The organism is Pseudomonas sp. AC355, assembly GCF_979258205.1.
In genome coordinates this window covers 3,858,581-3,876,825 of record NZ_OZ409843.1, presented here as the reverse complement: position 1 = coordinate 3,876,825, position 18,245 = coordinate 3,858,581, and the positions used below count along the sequence as shown (strand labels likewise).

At 63.0% G+C, this 18,245-nt stretch carries 20 protein-coding genes; 16 read left to right on the top strand and 4 right to left on the bottom strand.

Annotation, left to right across the window (positions count from 1 at the left end; genetic code table 11):
• The first annotated feature begins 147 nt into the window (after positions 1-147).
• The 3 genes from ACZ0AI_RS18180 (at position 148) to ACZ0AI_RS18170 (ending at position 3,042) form a co-directional block, all read left to right on the top strand.
• Positions 148-630, top strand: coding sequence for an acyl-CoA thioesterase (locus ACZ0AI_RS18180; protein WP_463563077.1), 483 nt, complete (start codon positions 148-150; stop codon positions 628-630).
• Between the two features lie 188 nt (positions 631-818).
• Complete coding sequence (gene ybaL / locus ACZ0AI_RS18175; RefSeq protein WP_463563076.1) at positions 819-2,513, top strand: YbaL family putative K(+) efflux transporter; 1,695 nt, start codon at positions 819-821, stop codon at positions 2,511-2,513.
• An 85-nt stretch (positions 2,514-2,598) separates the two neighbouring features.
• Positions 2,599-3,042, top strand: coding sequence for a DUF3301 domain-containing protein (locus ACZ0AI_RS18170; protein WP_463563075.1), 444 nt, complete (start codon positions 2,599-2,601; stop codon positions 3,040-3,042).
• Between the two features lie 8 nt (positions 3,043-3,050).
• On the opposite strand, the gene ACZ0AI_RS18165 is transcribed toward ACZ0AI_RS18170, so the two are convergent.
• Positions 3,051-4,010, bottom strand: a complete 960-nt coding sequence (locus tag ACZ0AI_RS18165; RefSeq protein WP_463563074.1) for a CobW family GTP-binding protein — start codon at positions 4,008-4,010, stop codon at positions 3,051-3,053.
• A gap of 99 nt (positions 4,011-4,109) precedes the next feature.
• On the opposite strand from ACZ0AI_RS18165, the gene ACZ0AI_RS18160 reads away from it, so the two are divergent.
• The gene (locus ACZ0AI_RS18160; RefSeq protein ID WP_463563073.1) at positions 4,110-4,463 is read left to right on the top strand and encodes an NADH:ubiquinone oxidoreductase; all 354 of its coding nucleotides are present in this window, start codon (positions 4,110-4,112) and stop codon (positions 4,461-4,463) included.
• 203 nt (positions 4,464-4,666) lie between these two features.
• On the opposite strand, the gene ACZ0AI_RS18155 is transcribed toward ACZ0AI_RS18160, so the two are convergent.
• Genes ACZ0AI_RS18155 through dksA form a run of 3 tightly spaced genes read right to left on the bottom strand, consistent with a single transcriptional unit; the run spans position 4,667 to position 6,946 of the window.
• Positions 4,667-5,311, bottom strand: coding sequence for a DUF1826 domain-containing protein (locus ACZ0AI_RS18155; protein WP_463565967.1), 645 nt, complete (start codon positions 5,309-5,311; stop codon positions 4,667-4,669).
• Positions 5,311-6,513, bottom strand: coding sequence for a zinc metallochaperone GTPase ZigA (gene zigA, locus ACZ0AI_RS18150; RefSeq protein WP_463570056.1), 1,203 nt, complete (start codon positions 6,511-6,513; stop codon positions 5,311-5,313). Before zigA ends, ACZ0AI_RS18155 begins: the two co-directional genes overlap by 1 nt.
• A 28-nt stretch (positions 6,514-6,541) precedes the next feature.
• Positions 6,542-6,946, bottom strand: coding sequence for an RNA polymerase-binding protein DksA (gene dksA / locus ACZ0AI_RS18145; RefSeq protein ID WP_463563071.1), 405 nt, complete (start codon positions 6,944-6,946; stop codon positions 6,542-6,544).
• An 82-nt stretch (positions 6,947-7,028) separates the two neighbouring features.
• Here dksA and folE2 point away from each other — a divergent pair, with 82 nt between their 5' ends.
• The 12 genes from folE2 (at position 7,029) to ACZ0AI_RS18085 (ending at position 17,487) form a co-directional block, all read left to right on the top strand.
• Positions 7,029-7,925, top strand: a complete 897-nt coding sequence (folE2, locus tag ACZ0AI_RS18140) for a GTP cyclohydrolase FolE2 (RefSeq protein WP_463563070.1) — start codon at positions 7,029-7,031, stop codon at positions 7,923-7,925.
• Positions 7,926-8,259: 334 nt separating this feature from the next.
• Positions 8,260-8,850 (top strand): amino acid synthesis family protein, encoded by a 591-nt coding sequence (locus ACZ0AI_RS18135; RefSeq protein ID WP_463563069.1) that lies wholly within the window; start codon positions 8,260-8,262, stop codon positions 8,848-8,850.
• Between the two features lie 13 nt (positions 8,851-8,863).
• Positions 8,864-9,697: an alpha/beta fold hydrolase gene (locus ACZ0AI_RS18130; protein ID WP_463563068.1), complete on the top strand. Its 834-nt coding sequence runs from the start codon at positions 8,864-8,866 to the stop codon at positions 9,695-9,697.
• On the top strand, positions 9,694-11,175 hold the full coding sequence (locus ACZ0AI_RS18125) for an aldehyde dehydrogenase (RefSeq protein ID WP_463563067.1): 1,482 nt from the start codon (positions 9,694-9,696) through the stop codon (positions 11,173-11,175). The genes ACZ0AI_RS18130 and ACZ0AI_RS18125 overlap by 4 nt, the downstream gene beginning before the upstream one ends.
• A gap of 20 nt (positions 11,176-11,195) precedes the next feature.
• Positions 11,196-11,681: a flavin reductase family protein gene (locus ACZ0AI_RS18120; protein WP_463563066.1), complete on the top strand. Its 486-nt coding sequence runs from the start codon at positions 11,196-11,198 to the stop codon at positions 11,679-11,681.
• A 135-nt stretch (positions 11,682-11,816) separates the two neighbouring features.
• Positions 11,817-12,215, top strand: a complete 399-nt coding sequence (locus tag ACZ0AI_RS18115) for a carboxymuconolactone decarboxylase family protein (protein ID WP_463563065.1) — start codon at positions 11,817-11,819, stop codon at positions 12,213-12,215.
• Positions 12,216-12,252: 37 nt separating this feature from the next.
• Entirely contained in the window at positions 12,253-13,002 is a 750-nt protein-coding gene (locus tag ACZ0AI_RS18110; protein ID WP_463563064.1) for a GntR family transcriptional regulator, read from the top strand.
• 5 nt (positions 13,003-13,007) lie between these two features.
• Positions 13,008-13,571 (top strand): NUDIX hydrolase, encoded by a 564-nt coding sequence (locus ACZ0AI_RS18105; RefSeq protein WP_463563063.1) that lies wholly within the window; start codon positions 13,008-13,010, stop codon positions 13,569-13,571.
• 230 nt (positions 13,572-13,801) lie between these two features.
• Positions 13,802-14,875 (top strand): proline racemase family protein, encoded by a 1,074-nt coding sequence (locus ACZ0AI_RS18100; RefSeq protein ID WP_463563062.1) that lies wholly within the window; start codon positions 13,802-13,804, stop codon positions 14,873-14,875.
• The gene (locus ACZ0AI_RS18095; protein WP_463563061.1) at positions 14,872-15,996 is read left to right on the top strand and encodes an NAD(P)/FAD-dependent oxidoreductase; all 1,125 of its coding nucleotides are present in this window, start codon (positions 14,872-14,874) and stop codon (positions 15,994-15,996) included. The genes ACZ0AI_RS18100 and ACZ0AI_RS18095 overlap by 4 nt, the downstream gene beginning before the upstream one ends.
• On the top strand, positions 15,989-16,225 hold the full coding sequence (locus ACZ0AI_RS18090) for a (2Fe-2S)-binding protein (RefSeq protein ID WP_463563060.1): 237 nt from the start codon (positions 15,989-15,991) through the stop codon (positions 16,223-16,225). The genes ACZ0AI_RS18095 and ACZ0AI_RS18090 overlap by 8 nt, the downstream gene beginning before the upstream one ends.
• Positions 16,222-17,487 carry an FAD-dependent oxidoreductase gene (locus ACZ0AI_RS18085; RefSeq protein WP_463563059.1) on the top strand — a complete coding sequence of 422 codons (1,266 nt, stop codon included), beginning with the start codon at positions 16,222-16,224 and terminating at the stop codon, positions 17,485-17,487. Before ACZ0AI_RS18090 ends, ACZ0AI_RS18085 begins: the two co-directional genes overlap by 4 nt.
• Positions 17,488-18,245: the final 758 nt, after the last annotated feature.

Genomic DNA, 18,245 nt, shown 5'->3' with positions numbered 1-18,245 from the left:
TTCCTTGTTGGTGAATAAGGAGCATGGCTCTGAGAGTGAATTGCCCTTACATACGTTGCAGCAATCGAGTACATAGACACAATCGACCACCCGGCGCCTGACGCATCGCGGACAATCGCGCCCCCTCAACCTGATGAGCCAGACACTATGGAACCCGGAAACGCCCAACTGACGATGACCGTTCTGATGACCCCGGACATGGCCAATTTTTCCGGCAATGTACACGGCGGCACACTGCTCAAGTATCTCGACGAAGTGGCCTATGCCTGCGCCAGCCGCTATGCCGGTCGCTACGTAGTGACCTTATCGGTGGATCAGGTCACGTTTCGCGAACCGGTGCACGTCGGCGAGCTGGTGACCTTTCTGGCCTCCGTCAACTACACCGGGCGCACCTCCATGGAAGTCGGCATCAAGGTAGTCACCGAAAACATCCGCGAGCGCTCGGTGCGTCATACCAACAGCTGCTTCTTCACCATGGTGGCGGTCGACGAAAACGGCAAATCCACCGAAGTACCGCCCCGTCAACCGCAGACCTCGGAAGAACAGCGACGTTTCGAACAGGGCCATCAACGCCGCGAGATTCGCCAGGAGCTGGAAAGCCGCTACCGCGCACTCAAAGGCGAGGCATGACGCGGCTTACAGAGCCCAATCAGCTTGCAGACACATCCTGTATAAAGACCCTTTAGTTATAAACAATATTTTAATATAAAATATCGGTCTTTACGGTCGGGCAATCCGACCTTGGCCGCTATGCTGTTCTGCGCTGTATCCCGCTGCAGTGCAGGCATGCCAGGCCCTTCTGTTCATAGGGAGAACGCATGCCTCACCACACCCCCCTGATTGCGACAATCGCCGCCGGCTTCGTGCTGGCCTACCTGTTCGGCAGCCTGGCCAACCGCCTGCGTCTGTCGCCACTGGTAGGCTATCTAATCGCTGGCGTCATCGTCGGCCCCTTCACACCCGGATTCGTTGCCGACAAGGAACTGTCCCACGAAATCTCCGAGATCGGCGTGATCCTGCTGATGTTTGGCGTGGGTCTGCACTTCTCCCTGAAAGACCTGATGTCGGTCAAACACATCGCCATTCCCGGCGCCGTGGTGCAGATCGCCGTGGCCACGGTGATGGGCATGGGCTTGTCCTGGGCGATGGGCTGGGGCTGGGGCGCCGGCCTGGTGTTCGGCCTGGCACTGTCGGTGGCCAGTACTGTGGTACTGCTGCGCGCCCTCGAAGAGCGCCAGTTGATCGACACCCGCCGTGGCAAGATCGCCGTGGGCTGGCTGATCGTCGAAGACCTGGTGATGGTGCTGGCGCTGGTGCTGCTGCCGGCGTTGTCCGGCGTGCTCGGTGGCATCCCCCAGGGCGACGGTTCCAGCAGCATCGGTATGCAGTTGCTGATCACCCTCGGCAAGGTCACTGCCTTCATCGCGCTGATGATCGTGGTCGGGCGCCGGGTCATTCCCTGGCTGCTGGAGCGCAGTGCCGGTACCGGTTCGCGCGAATTGTTCACCCTGGCCGTACTGGCCATCGCCATGGGTATCGCCTACGGCTCGGCGCAGCTGTTCGGGGTGTCCTTCGCCCTTGGCGCCTTCTTCGCCGGGATGATCCTCAACGAGTCGGAATACAGCCACAAAGCCGCCGAAGACTCGCTACCGCTGCGTGATGCCTTCGCGGTGCTGTTCTTCGTGTCGGTGGGCATGCTGTTCAATCCGGCGATCCTGCTCGAGCAGCCACTGCTGGTGCTGGGTACCTTCCTGATCATCGTGTTTGGTAAATCCCTGGCGGCGATGCTCATCGTGCTGGCGTTCCGCAAGCCGCTGAGTACAGCGCTGACCATTTCGGTGAGCCTGGCACAGATCGGTGAGTTCTCGTTCATCCTGATCGGCCTGGGCGTCGGCCTGAATCTGGTGCCGGAAGCGGCCCGCGATCTGGTGCTGGCCGGCGCGATCCTGTCGATCCTCTGCAACCCGCTGCTGTTCCTGTTGATCGACCGCCTGCAACCGTGGCTGGATCACCGCGAGCACACCACGCCGGCTGATCAGGTCAGCGCAACGGACAGTGAAGACAACGACCTGCACCCGATCAGCGAAGTCGGCCACGCCATCCTCATCGGTCACGGCCGTGTCGGCAGCCGGATCAGCAAACGCCTGCGTGGCGAAGGCGTGCCGCTGGTGATCATCGACGACAACCGTACCCGCGCCCAGGAACTGCGTGAAGAAGGCTTCAGCGTGGTGCTCGGCAACGCCGCCAGCACCCACGTACTGGAACTGGCAAACGTCGCCCAGGCGCGCTGGCTGATGATCGCCATCCCCAACAGCCTGGAAGCCGGGCAGATCGCTCTGCATGGCCGTCAGGCGAATGCCGGGCTAGACATCATTGCTCGCGCCCACTTCGACGATGAAGTCGATTACCTGCGCGAACACAATGCCGACCTGGTGGTGATGGGTGAGCGAGAAATCGCTCGGGTGATGTTCGAGCGCCTGGGGTTGCAGGCACCGGCACCGATCGCGCAGTAATGCGTTCGTTGTACTCGATTCGCCAGAGCGCCATTGCCTGGCGGATCGGGTAAGCTGAGCGCTCACTGTCCCGAGCCCATGCACCATGTTGACCCTCGGCAACCTATTCATCCTGATTCTGCTGGCCGCTGCTGCCGCCTGGTTGTGGCATGGCCACGGCATTCGTGAGCGTGCGCTGACATTGGTCAAGCAGCACTGCGGCAAGCTGGATATCGAACTGCTCGACGGCAACGTCGCCTTCCAGCGTTTCGGCATCGTGCGTGATGGCCGCGGTAACCGACGCTTTGCCCGGGTCTACGGTTTCGAATTCACGGTCACGGGCGAACAGCGCCATGCTGGCCGTATCGTCATGTTCGGCGCGCACCTGGGCAGTATCGAACTGGATCCGTACCCGTTCCGTGCGCCTCCGACGGCGATACCTAACCCCGCACCCGCACCCGCACCCGCACCCGCACCCGCACCCAGGCAGTCTGGTCAGGTGATCGAGTTGCAGCAATGGCGCCGTGATCATCCGTCCACGCGGGATTGAAGCAGCCCTCAATCCACTCGGCAGGCGGCCATTGCCGCGCGCAGCGACGCTTCGTCCTGGGGGCTGCTGAAGATCAGCTCCAGCCGCGAATCCTTGCGCCACTCACTGGTCTGCCAGTGCAGTGTCTGCCCCTCCAGTGCATTGACCGACAGCCAGCCAGCATTGGTCTGCAGCACCAGCTTGGCGCGCCGCCATGGCAACGGCGTCAGCCACTGCTGGATCGCCAGCAGATCGAAGCACTGGCTGGGGTGCCAGCGCCAGCCTATGCTCCAGCCCTCTGGCTGATCCTGGATCAGACAGATCGGCTCCTTGGCACTACGCCAGACGGCGACGGGAGGTAACGGGCCATCCGGCGGGGAGCCGCTATAGGCCACAGTGCCCGCCACGGGAGCCACTGGCAGCCGGTCGAACGGCAATACACCCTGGCTCGTCCAGCACACCGCTCGCTGGAGCCGCTCTTCGATGCGAGCACGCGCGGCGCCATCCAACCCTTCACTCTTGTTCAGCACCAGCAGCCCGGCATGAATCAAGGCGTCGTGCTGACTATCAGCGAGCGGCAAGTCGGCAGCCAGAGCGGCGGCGTCAAGTACCATCAGCAGCGGCTGTACGGCCAGCACGCCCTCCCAGGGCGCCTGACTCAGTTGCTCCAGCAGACTCAGCGGATGACCCAGCCCAGATGGTTCGATGAACAACCGATCCGGTTTGGCCTTGCGCAGTAGACGGCCCAGGCCGACCTGAAAGGGCACGCCATTGACGCAACACAGGCAGCCACCGGCGACCTCGCTGAAGCTCAGGCCGTCCTCGTCACGGGCCAGTAGCGCAGCATCCAGGCCGATCTGCCCGAACTCATTGATCAGCACCGCCCAGCGTTCGCCCGCAGGCCGCTGCGCCAACAACTGACGGATCAGGCTGGTCTTGCCGGCGCCCAGCGGGCCAGCGATCAGGTGGGTGGGTATCTGTTTCAACATGTCGCTATGGTGCAGCGTTAGAGGCTTAGGGAAAAGCGCAGCTTGCGATAACCTCGCCGTAGCCCCTACAGTTTCGCAACATTTTCCGGAGTTGGTTCGATGCGTCGTTTGCTGCTGCTTGCGTTCTGTAGTGTCTCCGGCCTGGCCTGGGGCGAAGCATGTGTAGTGCACAGCCAGGCGGAGCGGCTGGACGTCAAGGTTTGTCAGCAGAACCGCAGCATCCCGCCAAACCTGTTCCGTACTGGCTTCTGCCAGCCACAGCTCAAAGGCCAGAAGGTCGACGTCAGCTTCGTCGAGCAGTGCCCCACCGGCGCCTTTGGCGTTTGCCGCAACGCCAAAGTGGGCGGCACGCCCTACCAGCAGGACGTTCACTACTACGGGGTAGCCAACGACGCCGCCTACCTCAAGCCGTTCTGCGAACAGCAAAGCAAAGGCGTTTGGATGGCCTACTGAGCCGTCACTCAATCGTCATCTCTATCGGCGTTAATACACCCTCTCTTCGCAGTCGGTCAGGCCCGGCTGCAATGTCGCTGCGCCCAGGCGCAGCATTTTTTTGCCCGCAGATTGGCAGCGCTCAAAACCTGCTCGCGGTCTAGCCGAGCTAGAGCCTGCTTTAACGCAGCAGGGCCGGCACGCATCGGATCCTGAACAGGTTCTTAGGCCAGCCAGTCCAGGGTCAGCAACAAGCGCCGCTCTCCCGCCGGCAACGCGGGCGAACGATGCACCAGGCCTCGGCCTTCGTTGCCGATCCAGTGTTCGCCCTTGAGCAGCGCGACATGACCGCAGCCGATCTGCTCGACCACAGTATTTTCCGTTGGCAGCGCCTGGGGCCCACCGAGGTGCTGGCGTGATACCGCGCCTTCGCGCAGCCATTGGCTGCCGGGGCCGGCATAGCTGGTGATCAGCCGCAGCGGCACGCGATCCACGTGGAAACGCGGGCACATGGCGCCGTCCAGGGCGCGCAAGCGCAAACCGATGCTGCGGGCGTCGAGCAGAAAGGCATAAGCGCGAATCAGCCAGGCCACGTCGGCAAGAAACGCTGCCTGGCCGGGGATGTCGCTGTACTCGGCGAGCAGGCCGGGCAATGCAGGCTCGGCATCGACGTCGCTCAGGTCGATGCTCAACGATTGCGCCAGCGGCTCGCCCTGGGCCAGCAAGGTGCTGGCGAAGGCCGAAAGATGCTCCGGCAGGCTGCGCTGCCAGACCGCCAGATTGACCTCGTCACGCAACGCCTCGCCAAGCACGTCGATCCCTTCACCGCTGACCTGCTGCGGCATCACTCGGGGTTTGAACGCGAGCATCATGCCGCCTCCACCCAAGGGCCGAACGGGTCAGGCAGCAAGCTCCAGGCTTCGGTGCCGGCGGCCATCTCCGCATCGCTGAGCAGACAGCCGTCCAGCTCCGAGTGAAGTAGCGCAAAGTCGATGCGCTGGCCGATGAACACCAGCTCCTGGCGACAATCACCGCTGGCGGTGTCCCACTGGCGGATGATGCCCTTGAGGTCATCTTCATCCTGGGGCCACTGGTTCTTCGGCACGAATCGCCACCAGCGCCCGGCCAGACCATGGCGCATCAGGCCACCAGCCTGGTGCCAGCTGCCAGCCTCCTGATACTTGCTGGCCAGCCAGAAGAAACCCTTGGAGCGCAGCAGCCGGCCGTTGACCCATTCACGGTTGAGAAAGGCAAAGAAACGCTGCGGATGGAACGGCCGGCGCGCCCGATAGGCACTGGAGGCGATGCCATATTCTTCGGTTTCCGCCACGTGCTCGCCGCGCATTTCCTTGAGCCAGCCCGGCGACTCGGCAGCACGTTCGAAGTCGAACAGGCCGGTGTCGAGAATCGCCTTCAGCGGCACCGCGCCCATGCTCATCGGCAGGATCCTGGCGCGGGTATTGAGGCCGCGCAGGATGGCAGTCAGCTCTTCGCGCTCGGCCAGGCTGATCAGGTCGATCTTGCTGATCAGCAGCACGTCGGCGAACTCGATCTGTTCGATCAGCAGGTCACTGATCGAGCGCTCGTCTTCCTCGCCAAGGGTTTCGCCACGGCTGGCCAGGCTCTGGGCAGCCTGGAAGTCGGGCAGGAAATTCACTCCGTCAACAACCGTGACCAGGGTATCCAGCCGCGCCAGATCGGCCAGGCTCTGCCCCTGTTCATCGCGGAAGGTAAAGGTTTCGGCGATCGGCAGCGGCTCGGAGATGCCGGTGGACTCGATCAGCAGGTAGTCGAAACGGCCATCGCGAGCCAGCTTGCTCACTTCCTCGAGCAAGTCCTCTCGCAGGGTGCAGCAGATACAGCCATTGCTCATCTCCACCAACTTCTCTTCGGCGCGGTTGAGGCTGACATCGCGCTGCACTTCGCTACCATCGATATTGATTTCACTCATGTCGTTGACGATCACCGCCACGCGCAGGCCGTCGCGATTCTTCAGCACATGATTGAGCAGGGTGCTCTTGCCGGCGCCAAGAAAGCCGGACAGCACGGTTACAGGTAGACGGTTGGGCATCTCGGATTCCTCATCAGGGCTTCAGGCATTACACGGAGCGTTTGTGGCGTTCGCGCTGTTCTTCGCGCTCTTTCGCCTCGATACACAGGCTGGCCGTGGGCCGCAGCAGCAGGCGACGCAGGCCAATCGGCTCAACGGTTTCGCGGCACCAGCCGTACTCACCATGGGCTAGCCGCTCGAGGGCTTCATCGATCTTGTCGAGCAACTTCTTTTCCCGCTCCAGCAGGCGCATCTGCCACTGGTGCTGCTCTTCGCGGCTGGCGATGTCGGCCTCGTCGGCGGGCCGCTCCTGTTCGCGCAGCGCGCCGAATTCATCGTCGATGCGTTGCTGCAACTCCTCACGCTGACGGATCAGCAGATCCCGGAAGAAACCCTGCTGGGCTTCGTTCATGTAGTCCTGGGGCGGCAGGGCAAGCAGTTCATCGGCGGTCATGGCGGGCTCACTGGATTAACTTTAAGTGTTATAATATAACATTTAAAGCCAAATCGTCATGCACGCCAAGCAAAGGTGATCAATGAGCCTCCAGACCAACCTGCCCGATATCGCCGCACAGCGCATCGCCAACTCAGCCGCCACCCTCGACTGGGTCGGCATGCGCGGCATTGCTCTGCCCGTGCGGATAGGGGAACAGGTCATCAGCGCAAGGGTCGATGCCGGCGTGAGCCTGGACGACGGCCAGACACGCGGCATCCACATGTCACGCCTGTATCTGGCGCTGGCCCACTTGCAGCGCGAACCGCTGTCGCCCGCCTCGTTGCGCCAGGTGCTGCAAAGCTTTCTGGACAGCCACCAGGGTCTGTCGCTATGCGCACACCTGGATCTGCGCGGTGAGTGGCTGATCGAGCGGCCAGCACTGGTCAGCCCACTGTCCGGCTACAAGGCCTACCCACTGACCATCCGCTCGCACCTCGACCCGGGCGGTTTTCATCTGGAGCTGGGTTTGCAGGTGAATTACTCCTCGACCTGCCCCTGCTCGGCGGCCCTGGCGCGGCAACTGATCCAGCAGCGCTTCAGCGACGACTTCGCCGAGCGCACGCCGGATTTCGAGCAGATGCATGCCTGGCTGGGCAGCAGTTCCGGCATCGTCGCCACACCGCACAGCCAACGCAGCGATGCACAGATTCGGATTCGCCTGGAAAGCGATGCTGACGCCCTGCCCTTCATCGAACTGCTCGAGCGCTCGGAGGCTGCCCTGGGTACCGCCGTGCAGACCGCCGTCAAACGCGCTGACGAGCAAGCCTTCGCCCTGGCCAACGGCCAAAATCTGATGTTCTGCGAGGACGCCGCCCGCCGCCTGCATGAGGCGGTTCGGGTAATGTCAGGCGTCAGCGGCTTGCATATCCAGGTCACCCATGCAGAAAGCCTGCATGCCCATGACGCAGTGGCTTGCGCCAGCCACAACTGGCGCTGAGGCACACTGGGAGAGTGGTAACCATCAAGGCCGCAAGCTGATCGTTCCTCACGCTCCGCGTGGGAACGCCTCGGCAGGATGCTGCGCGTCCGATTCACCGCTAGTGAAGTGATAACGGTCGGGGCGCAGAGCGCCCCAGGCTGGGTTCTCATGCGGAGCGTGGGAACCATCATGCATCTGCAATTCATCCCTGCCTAAAACAACCATTTTTAACTAGCTGGCGCTCTCCCTGATTGCTGCCAAGGCGGCGCTGTGCCTGACTTTCAGAGATGCTTGCATATTGCGTATTCTGGTATACCATAATACTCAACACCACCCAGCCAAAGGAGCTGTCATGAGTTTCGAGATTCGCAAGATCGTCAGCTATGTAGAAGAAACCCTGATCGAAGGCGGCAAGGCTACCGACAAGCCGGTCACCATGGTCGGCCTGGCCGTCGTGATCAAGAACCCGTGGGTTGGCAACGGCTTCGTCGAAGACCTCAAGCCAGTGATCAAGGCCAACTGCTCCGAGCTGGGTGAACTGATGGTCGCACGCCTGACCGCCGCCGTCGGCGGTGCCGACAAGATCGAGGCCTACGGCAAGGCTGCCGTGGTCGGTGCCGATGGTGAAATCGAGCACGCCTCCGCAGTTATCCACACCCTGCGCTTCGGCAATCACTACCGCGAAGCGGTCAAGGCCAAGAGCTACCTGAGCTTCACCAACAAGCGTGGCGGCCCAGGCACTTCGATCCAGATTCCGATGATGCACAAGGACGATGAAGGCCTGCGTTCGCACTACATCACCCTGGAAATGCAGATCGAAGATGCACCGCGTGCCGACGAAATCATCGTGGTACTGGGTGCCGCCAACGGTGGCCGCCTGCATCCGCGTATCGGTAACCGTTACATCGATCTGGAAGAACTGGCCGCCGAGAAGGCGCAGTGATCGGGAGCAGGCCATGATTCGGCATCTCGCTGAACGCACCCCCGCCGGCACCAGTTACCGGGTGATCGGCCAGGGCCAGCCCGTGGTGTTGATCCACGGCGTCGGCCTGACCAAGGACATGTGGGGCGGCCAGGTGGTTGGCCTGGCCCAGCATTTCCAGGTCATCGTCTATGACATGCTCGGCCATGGCGATAGCCCACGCCCGGCAGCAGACACCGACCTGGCCGGTTACGCCGACCAGTTGCGTGAACTGCTCGATCACCTCGGCCAGCAGCAGGCCACGGTGATCGGCTTTTCCATGGGCGGTTTAGTGGCTCGCGCCTTCGCGCTGCACTACCCGCAGCGCATCGCCGCCCTGGTGGTACTCAACAGCGTGTTCAACCGCAGCCTGGAACAGCGTGCAGGCGTTATCGAGCGCACGGCCCAGGCCGCCGAACATGGCCCTGACGCCAATGCCGAAGCGGCGCTGTCACGCTGGTTCAGCCGTGAGTACCAGGCTGCCAACCCGGCGCAGATCGCCGCCATCCGCCAGACCCTGGCCGGCAATGATGCCCAGGGCTATCTGACCACCTATACGCTGTTCGCCACTCAGGACATGTATCGCGCCGACGATCTGGCCGAGATCCGCGTGCCAACGCTGATCGCCACCGGCGAGCTCGATCCGGGCTCGACGCCGCAGATGGCCGAACAGCTGGCGCAGTGCATTCTAGGTGCCAGGGCCGTGGTGCTGGCCGAACAACGGCATATGATGCCGGTGGAATCACCGCGCCTGGTCAACCAGATGCTGCTGGAATTCCTCAGAGAAGCCAGCCAGCTGCAGAACACTGCAAAGGGGATCGTCGCATGACACTCGCACGCTATCAGATGTGCATTGACGGCCAGTGGGTCGACGCGCAGTCCGGCAAGACCTTCGAGAGCCTCGACCCGGCGCGCGCTCAGGCCTGGGCAGTGCTTCCGGATGCTGCCGGCGAAGACGTCGAGCGCGCTGTGCAGGCCGCTCAGGCAGCGTTCGACAACCCGGTCTGGCGCAACCTGAGCGCCACTGCACGGGGCAAACTGCTGCGTCGTCTCGGCGACCTGATCGCCGAGAACAAGGAAGCCCTGGCCCAGCTGGAGAGCCGTGACAACGGCAAGCTGATCCGCGAAACCCGCGGCCAGGTCGGCTATCTGCCGGAGTTCTTCCACTACACCGCAGGCCTGGCCGACAAGCTCGAAGGCGGCACCCTGCCCCTCGACAAGCCGGACATGTTCGCCTACACCACCCACGAGCCGATTGGCGTGGTAGCCGGGATCATTCCCTGGAACAGCCCGCTGTACCTGACCGCCATCAAGCTCGCGCCAGCCCTGGCGGCGGGCAACACCATGGTGCTCAAACCCTCGGAGCATGCCTCGGCAACCATCCTCGAACTGGCTCGCCTGGCTCTGGAGGCGGGCTTTCCGGCCGGCGTGGTCAACGTGGTAACCGGCTACGGGCCGACCACCGGTGCGGCGCTGACCAGTCACCCGCTGGTACGCAAGATCGCCTTCACCGGCGGCGCCGCCACCGCACGCCATGTGGTGCGCGCCAGTGCGGAGAACTTCGCCAAGCTGTCGCTGGAGCTGGGCGGCAAATCGCCGAACATCATCTTCGCCGACGCTGATCTCGACAGCGCCGTGAATGGTGTGGTCGCCGGCATCTACGCCGCCTCCGGGCAGAGTTGCGTGGCCGGGTCGCGGCTGCTGGTGCAGGACAGCATCTACGATGAATTCGTCGAACGCCTGGTCGAGCGCGCCAAGCGCATCCGCATCGGCAACCCGCAGGACGATGCCAGCGAGATGGGCCCCATGGCCACCGCTCAGCAACTGGCCGTGGTCGAGCGTCTGGTCGCCACTGCCGTCGCCGAGGGCGCGACGTTGCGCCTGGGTGGCAAACGCCCTCAGGTCGACGGCGAAGGCTGGTATTACGAGCCGACCCTGTTCGAGTGCGACGACCACTCGATGACCATCATGCAGGAAGAAGTCTTCGGCCCGGTCGCCTCGGTGATTCGTTTCAAGGACGAAGCCGACGCCCTAGCCATGGCCAACGACTCGCAGTTCGGCCTTGCTGCCGGCATCTGGACTCGCGACCTTGGCCGCGCCCATCGCCTGGCCAAGGGCGTGCGATCAGGCATCATATGGGTCAACACCTACCGTGCCGTATCGGCCATGGCGCCGATCGGTGGTTTCAAGAACAGCGGCTACGGCCGTGAAAGCGGCATCGACTCGGTACTCGCCTACACCGAACTGAAAACGGTGTGGATCAACCTGTCGCAAGCGCCGATGCCCGACCCGTTCGTGATGCGCTGAGCGCATCGAGGAAAGTACAAATGATCGAACCCGGACTGTACAAATCCGTCATGGCCGCCTTCCCTTCGGGGGTGACCATCGTCACCACCCTGGGCCCGGATGGCGGCATCGTCGGCATCACCGCCAGCGCCTTCAGCGCGCTGTCGATCGACCCGGCGCTGGTGCTGTTCTGCCCCAACTACGCCTCCGACTCCTACCCGGTGCTGCGCGACAGCAAGCGCTTCGCGATTCACCTGCTGTCCGCCGAGCAACAGGCCGAAGCCTATGCCTTCGCGGGCAAGGGCAAGGAAAAGGCCGCGGGCATCGAATGGACACTGAGCGAGCAAGGCAACCCACTGCTGAAAAACGCCGCCGCGATCATCGAGTGCGAGCTGTGGCGTGAGTATGACGGCGGTGACCACGCCATCATGGTCGGCGCAGTGAAAAACCTGATTCTGCCTGAAGTCGCCACGGTGCCGATGATCTATCACCGCGGCAAACTCGGCCCCCTACCCGCTTTCACCTAAGGTATTTGCAGCCCTTTGCGCTGCCTTCTTCACAGGCCACTGCACTTAGCGACATGCAGACCGCCTGCAGCGGCATCGATGATTACCTGAAACTCAGATCGGCCTGATCGGCGATCGTTGAACGGAGGTGACAGCATGAGCAACGACAAGTACGAGAAGGGGCTGCAGATTCGTACCCAGGTACTGGGCGAGGATTACGTGAAGCGCTCGATAGAGAACGCCGACGACTTCAACCGCCCGCTGCAGGAGCTGGTCACCGAATACTGCTGGGGGCATGTGTGGGGCCGTGAAGGCTTATCGATGCAGGAACGCAGCATGATAAACTTGGCCATGATTTCCGCGCTCAATCGCCCGCACGAGCTGAAGCTGCACATTCGCGGCGCCCTGCGCAACGGCCTCAGCCGCGAGCAGATTCGCGAGATTCTGCTGCAGGTCGGCATCTACTGCGGCGTGCCTGCCGCAGTCGACAGCTTCCGCATCGCCCGTGAGGCTTTCGCCGAAGCGGATGCCGAGACCCAGCAGGGCGAGGCATAGTTTGAGTGATCCCATACCTATAACTCGAGCCCTAACCATGAAACGCCAGCCGATCGACGATAGCTTCAAGGTCAACCGCAACCCCGTGACCCTGCGGGAGATCGTTCTGGACAAGCTGCGCAGCGCCATCATGAACTTCCAGCTGCTGCCCGGTGACCGCCTGGTGGAGCGCGATCTGTGCGATCGGCTGGGGGTCAGCCGTACCTCGGTGCGCGAAGCGCTGCGCCATCTGGAGTCCGAAGGCCTGGTGGAGTTCGCCGACGCCAAGGGCCCGCGCGTGGCGATCATCACCCTGGAAGACGCCTGCGATCTCTACGAGTTGCGCTGTGTACTGGAAGGCATGATCGTTCAGCTGTTCACCCTGCGCGCACGCGCCAAGGACATCCGCGCCCTGGAACGCGCTCTGGAGAACAACCGCAAAACCCTCGAAGAGGGCGAGCTGCCGGAGGTGCTGGAGTCGGTGCAGGAGTTCTACAACGTGCTGATGGAAGGCTCGGGCAACGACATCGCCGCCACCCAGCTGCGTCAGTTGCAGGCGCGTATCAGCTATCTGCGCGCCACCTCGGTATCGCAGACCAATCGCCGCAGCACCAGTAACGAAGAAATGGAGCGCATGGTCGAGGCGATCAAGAGTGGCGATCCACTGGCCGCTCATCAGGCGTCGGTCGATCACGTGCGTGCCGCGGCCAAGGTCGCCCTGGAATACCTGGAAGCCAAACAGGAAGGTGCCAAGGCGCGTGACATCGTTGCCCCCATCGGTCTGAAAGACCCGCGTATCGGGCGCTGACCCCCATGCCCAGCCCGCGCTTCTGTCAGCAATGCGGCGGCGCGACGCTGGAACGGCGCCGTCCGGCCGGCGACGACCACTCGAGGCTGGTATGTGCCGGCTGCGGGTATATCCACTACGAAAACCCCAAGATCATCACCGGCTGTATCATCGAGCAGGACGGCCGCTATCTGCTCTGCCAACGCGCCATCGCGCCGCGCGTCGGTACCTGGACACTGCCCGCAGGGTTCATGGAGAACGGCGAAACCACCGAAGAGGCGGCGCTGCGTGAAGTGCGCGAGGAAGCCGGTGTGGTCGCCGAAATCCTCTGCCCCTATTCGATCTTCAGCGTGCCCTCGATCAGCGAGGTGTACCTGATCTTCCGCGCCCAGCTGCTGCACGACACCGGCTACTTCGGCAGCGAAACCCTGGCCCGCCGCTTCTTCGCCCCCGAGGATATTCCCTGGGAGCAGATCTACTACCCGGCCATCCGCCAGATCCTCGAACGCTACATCGCCGAACGCGAAACCGGCAGCTACGGGATCTACATGGGCAGCGACGACACGGGCAAGGTGCACTTTATTCGCTGAAGTTCAGCATGCAGAGCCTGAGGAGCGATCTGCTCACCTCCCCACAACAAACGTCAGCTAGCGCCTTGTTACGGTCGCTCACCCTAGGCGAGGCGCAACAAATGTCTGCCAGGCGATGACCTGGAGCACTATGCCGATTTCGTCATCGTCCTCGCGCAAATCCTTCAAGCCGCGGCAGCACGCCTCGCGTCACGCTGTAGCCACTCAAACGGCACACAGGCACAGCTCCCATGAAACGCATCGAAGTGATCGACTCCCATACCGGCGGCGAGCCGACCCGGCTGGTGGTCAGCGGCTTTCCTGATCTCGGCAAGGGCAGCATGGCTGAGCGCAAACAGCTGCTGGCCAGCGAGCACGATGCCTGGCGCGCCGCCTGCATTCTCGAGCCGCGCGGCAATGACGTGCTGGTTGGCGCCCTGCTCTGCGAGCCCGTCGATCCCAGCGCCTGTGCCGGAGTGATCTTCTTCAACAACACCGGCTACCTCGGTATGTGCGGGCACGGCACCATCGGCCTGGTGGTATCGCTGGCACACATGGGCCGCATCCGCGCTGGCGTGCACAAGATCGAGACGCCGGTGGGCACGGTCGAGGCGACCCTGCATGAAGATCGCTCGGTCAGTGTGCGCAACGTGCCGTCCTACCGTTACCGCCAGGCCGTCGAACTGCAGGTGCCGGGCTACGGCTCAGTGCAGGGCGATATCGCCTGGGGCGGCAACTGGTTCTTCCTGATCGCCGATCACGGCCAGCGCATCGCCGGTGACAACGTCGAAGCCCTCACCGCTTACACCTACGCGGTACAGAAAGCGCTCGAGGATCAGGGCGTTCGTGGCGAGGACGGCGGCCTTATCGACCACATCGAGCTGTTTGCAGAAGATGAACAGCAGGAAGGCTCGCAGCCAAGCGTCGCGAGCGAAGAGGAGGCAAGGCGGGAACTGGCGAAAAAGCGCAGTTTACTGGCTGTAAATGAGCATTTTTCGCCAGCTCCCAACGCAGCATCATCGAGCGCAGCAGCTTCGCTGCGAGCAGACAGCAGGAACTTCGTGCTGTGCCCCGGCAAGGCCTACGACCGCTCGCCCTGCGGCACCGGCACCAGCGCCAAGCTGGCCTGCCTGGCCGCCGATGGCAAGCTGCAACCCGGTGAGATCTGGCGTCAGGCCAGCGTGATCGGCAGCGTGTTCGACGGCTCGTTCGAATGGCAGGACGACAAGGTGATTCCGACCATCCGCGGTCGCGCCAATATCAGCGCCGAGGCGACCCTGCTGCTCGAACAGGACGACCCGTTCGCCTGGGGCATTCGCCCGTGAATCCGACGCGGGTCGCTGATGTGATCGTCATCGGCGCCGGCATCATCGGCGCTGCCTGCGCCCGCGAATTGGCCCGCCGTGGCCAGCAAGTGCTGGTGATCGATGCCGGTCTGCACGGAGCCACCGCTGCCGGCATGGGGCACTTGCTGGTGCTCGATGACAACCAGGCCGAACTCGACATCAGCCGTTACTCGGTGCGCCGCTGGCGCGAGCTGGGCCCGCAATTACCGGACGACTGCGCCTACCGTAACAACGGCACGCTGTGGCTGGCCGCCAACGAGCAGGAACTGGCGGCTGCGGAAGCCAAGAGCGTCAACCTGCGTGCCGAGGGAATTCGCTGCGAGATGGTGCCCGGACACGCCCTGCAGGGTATGGAGCCGATCCTGCGCGACGGCCTGCACGGTGCCCTGCGCCTGCCCGACGACGGTATTCTCTACGCACCGAACACCGCCCGCTGGATGCTCGATGTACCAGGCATCACGCAACGCCGCGCCAGGGTCACAGAGCTGGATGGCAACCGTGTGCGTCTCGAAGACGGCAGTTGGCTGAGCGCCGATGCCGTGGTGCTCGCCAATGGCATACAGGCCGTGGAATTGTGTCCGGAGTTGCCCATCGCGCCGAAGAAAGGCCATCTGTTGATCACCGATCGCTACCCGCATCCGGTCACCCATACCATCACCGAGCTGAGTTACCTGACCAGCGTGCACAACAGCAGCGGTGCCTCGGTGGCCTGCAATATTCAGCCGCGGCCCACGGGCCAACTGTTCATCGGCACCTCCAGGCAGTTCGATACCTTGGATCCCGAAGTCGAGGGCTGGTTGCTGGCACGCATGCTCAAGCATGCCGCGAGCTATGCGCCAGGTCTGGCGCAACTCAATGGCATCCGCGCCTGGGCGGGCTTTCGTGCTGCCACGCCAGACGGCATGCCGCTGATTGGCGAACACCCCGCGCAGCCCGGCCTGTGGCTGGCGGTCGGCCACGAAGGACTGGGTGTTACCGCTGCGCCGGGTACTGCCGATCTACTGGCCGCAATGCTGTTCAACGAGGCCGAGCCCATTCCTGCGGCGGCATATTCGCCGCGACGTTACCTGAGCCAAGCTGGAGACCCCGCCCATGCCTGACCTGCATCTAGATGGCCGCCTGCTCAGCGTAGCGCCGGGCACCACGGTTGCCGCAGCGCTGGCGTTGGGCGGTGATGGCAGCGCACGTACCTCGGTCAGCGGCCAGCGCCGTGCGCCACTGTGCGGCATGGGCGTCTGCCAGGAATGCCGGGTGACCATAGACGGCCTGCGCCGCCTGGCCTGCCAGACTCTGTGCCGGGATGGTATGCGTGTGGAGACGCGACCATGAGCGAACAGACGGAAGTACTGATCATCGGTGCCGGCCCGGCGGGCCTGTCGGCAGCGCTGGCCGCCGCCAACGATGGCGCGCAGGTGGTGCTGCTCGACGATAACCCGCTGCCCGGTGGGCAAATCTGGCGGGACGGCGCTCAGGCCAGCATCCCCGCCCAGGCCCGCCGCCTGCGCGATGCGGTGGATGCGCACCGCAATATCCAGCGTCACGCCGCCACTCGCGTGGTGGCACGATCCGGCAGCCATGCACTGCTGGTGGAAGATCCCGAGCGCGGCTGGGTGATCGCCTACCGCAAGCTGATCCTGTGTACCGGTGCGCGGGAGTTGTTACTGCCGTTTCCCGGCTGGACATTGCCCGGTGTTACCGGTGCCGGTGGCCTGCAGGCGCTGATCAAGGGCGGGCTGCCGGTAGCCGATGAACGCATCGTGATCGCCGGCAGCGGCCCGCTGCTGCTGGCCAGCGCGGGTACAGCGAAGCACAACGGCGCCAAGGTGCTGCGCATCGCCGAGCAGGCATCGGCAGGCGCAGTCGCCGCCTTCGCCATGCAGCTGCCGCGCTGGCCGCACAAGCTGTTGCAGTCCTTCAGCCTGTTCGACGGCGGTTACCGCCCTGGCACCCGGATCGTCGCCGCACTGGGCAAGGATCGCCTGGAGGGCGTACGCCTGCAGCGCGGCGGCAAGATCGAAGAGCTGGAGTGCGAGCGCCTCGCCTGCGGTTTCGGCCTGATTGCCAACGTGCAACTGGGGCAGGCCCTTGGCTGTGCGCTGGGTAACAACGCCATCAAGGTGGATGCCTGGCAGGCCACCGATGCGAGCGGTATCTACGCCGCAGGCGAGTGCACCGGCTTCGGCGGCAGCGAGCTGGCCCTGGTCGAGGGCAGCATCGCCGGCCATGCCGCAGCCGGTAACCGTGAGGCTGCGCAACACTTGTGGAAAGGACGCGCGCGCTGGCAGCGCTTTGCCGACGAGTTGAACAAGCGATTTGCCCTCGACCCAGCACTCAAACACCTGGCCGAGCCAGATACCCTGCTATGCCGCTGCGAGGACGTACCCTACGCCGCCGTAGCCGCGCACAGTAGCTGGCGCGAAGCGAAGCTGGCGACCCGCTGCGGAATGGGTGCCTGCCAGGGCCGGATCTGCGGCGCGGCCACCCAATACCTGTTCAATTGGCAGCCTGCGGCGCCCCGCCCACCTTTCGGCCCGACTCGAATCGAAACCCTGATGCAACTGGAAAGCGCGACCCAGAGCGCCCAGCCGTAGAAATGAATCTCATTTGTAAAAAGGTGTTCCAGTGCTCCATCAAACGGTAACAAACCGAGTAGTGCGGTAACGCTTTCAGCAGCTGAAAACCGTTACGCAAAAACCATAAATCACTAAACAATTGAAAAATATAGATATTCTAAAATTGGCACAGGATATGCTCTATGTTCCGCACAACAAAAATAACAAGACACATCTGATAACAAGAACAAAACAACGGCTTTAGCATAAGAAAGACAAAAACGCAGAGACGCAGCTAACTGATTTCTTTGGAGAGGACCGCCCTCGGGCTTGTACCGCAACCGGGTCGAGAAGAATAAAACTGCTTTGTAAGGCAGCGACAGACGGGTTGGATCTCAGGATCACGGCAACATCAGCGTCCAAACAAATCCGTTCGCTCTTGGCCCCCTTTGGGGGCCGCGGCTAAAACAAGAACAAAAGGCCGGTAGCACTAATAAGAACGATGATTCGAACAAAATTTAGGGGAGCCTCGGCTCCCCTTTCTGCTTTCTGGCGTTCAGTCTTTTCTCCCTCCCATGGCTACGGCCCGCTTCCTCTTCATATCCAAATGCGCCTGGAATCGCTCCGTAGCCCGGAAGTGAGCCGATGTGGATAACTCACGCACCCTCGTAGGAGCCAGCTTGCCGGCAATAACACGCACCTACTGATGGCCACCACCGCATCGCCCGCAAGCGGGCTACTACTGATTGTTACGGCATCTCGCGCTCCTGTACGCGGCGAATGTCTGGCGCTCCGCA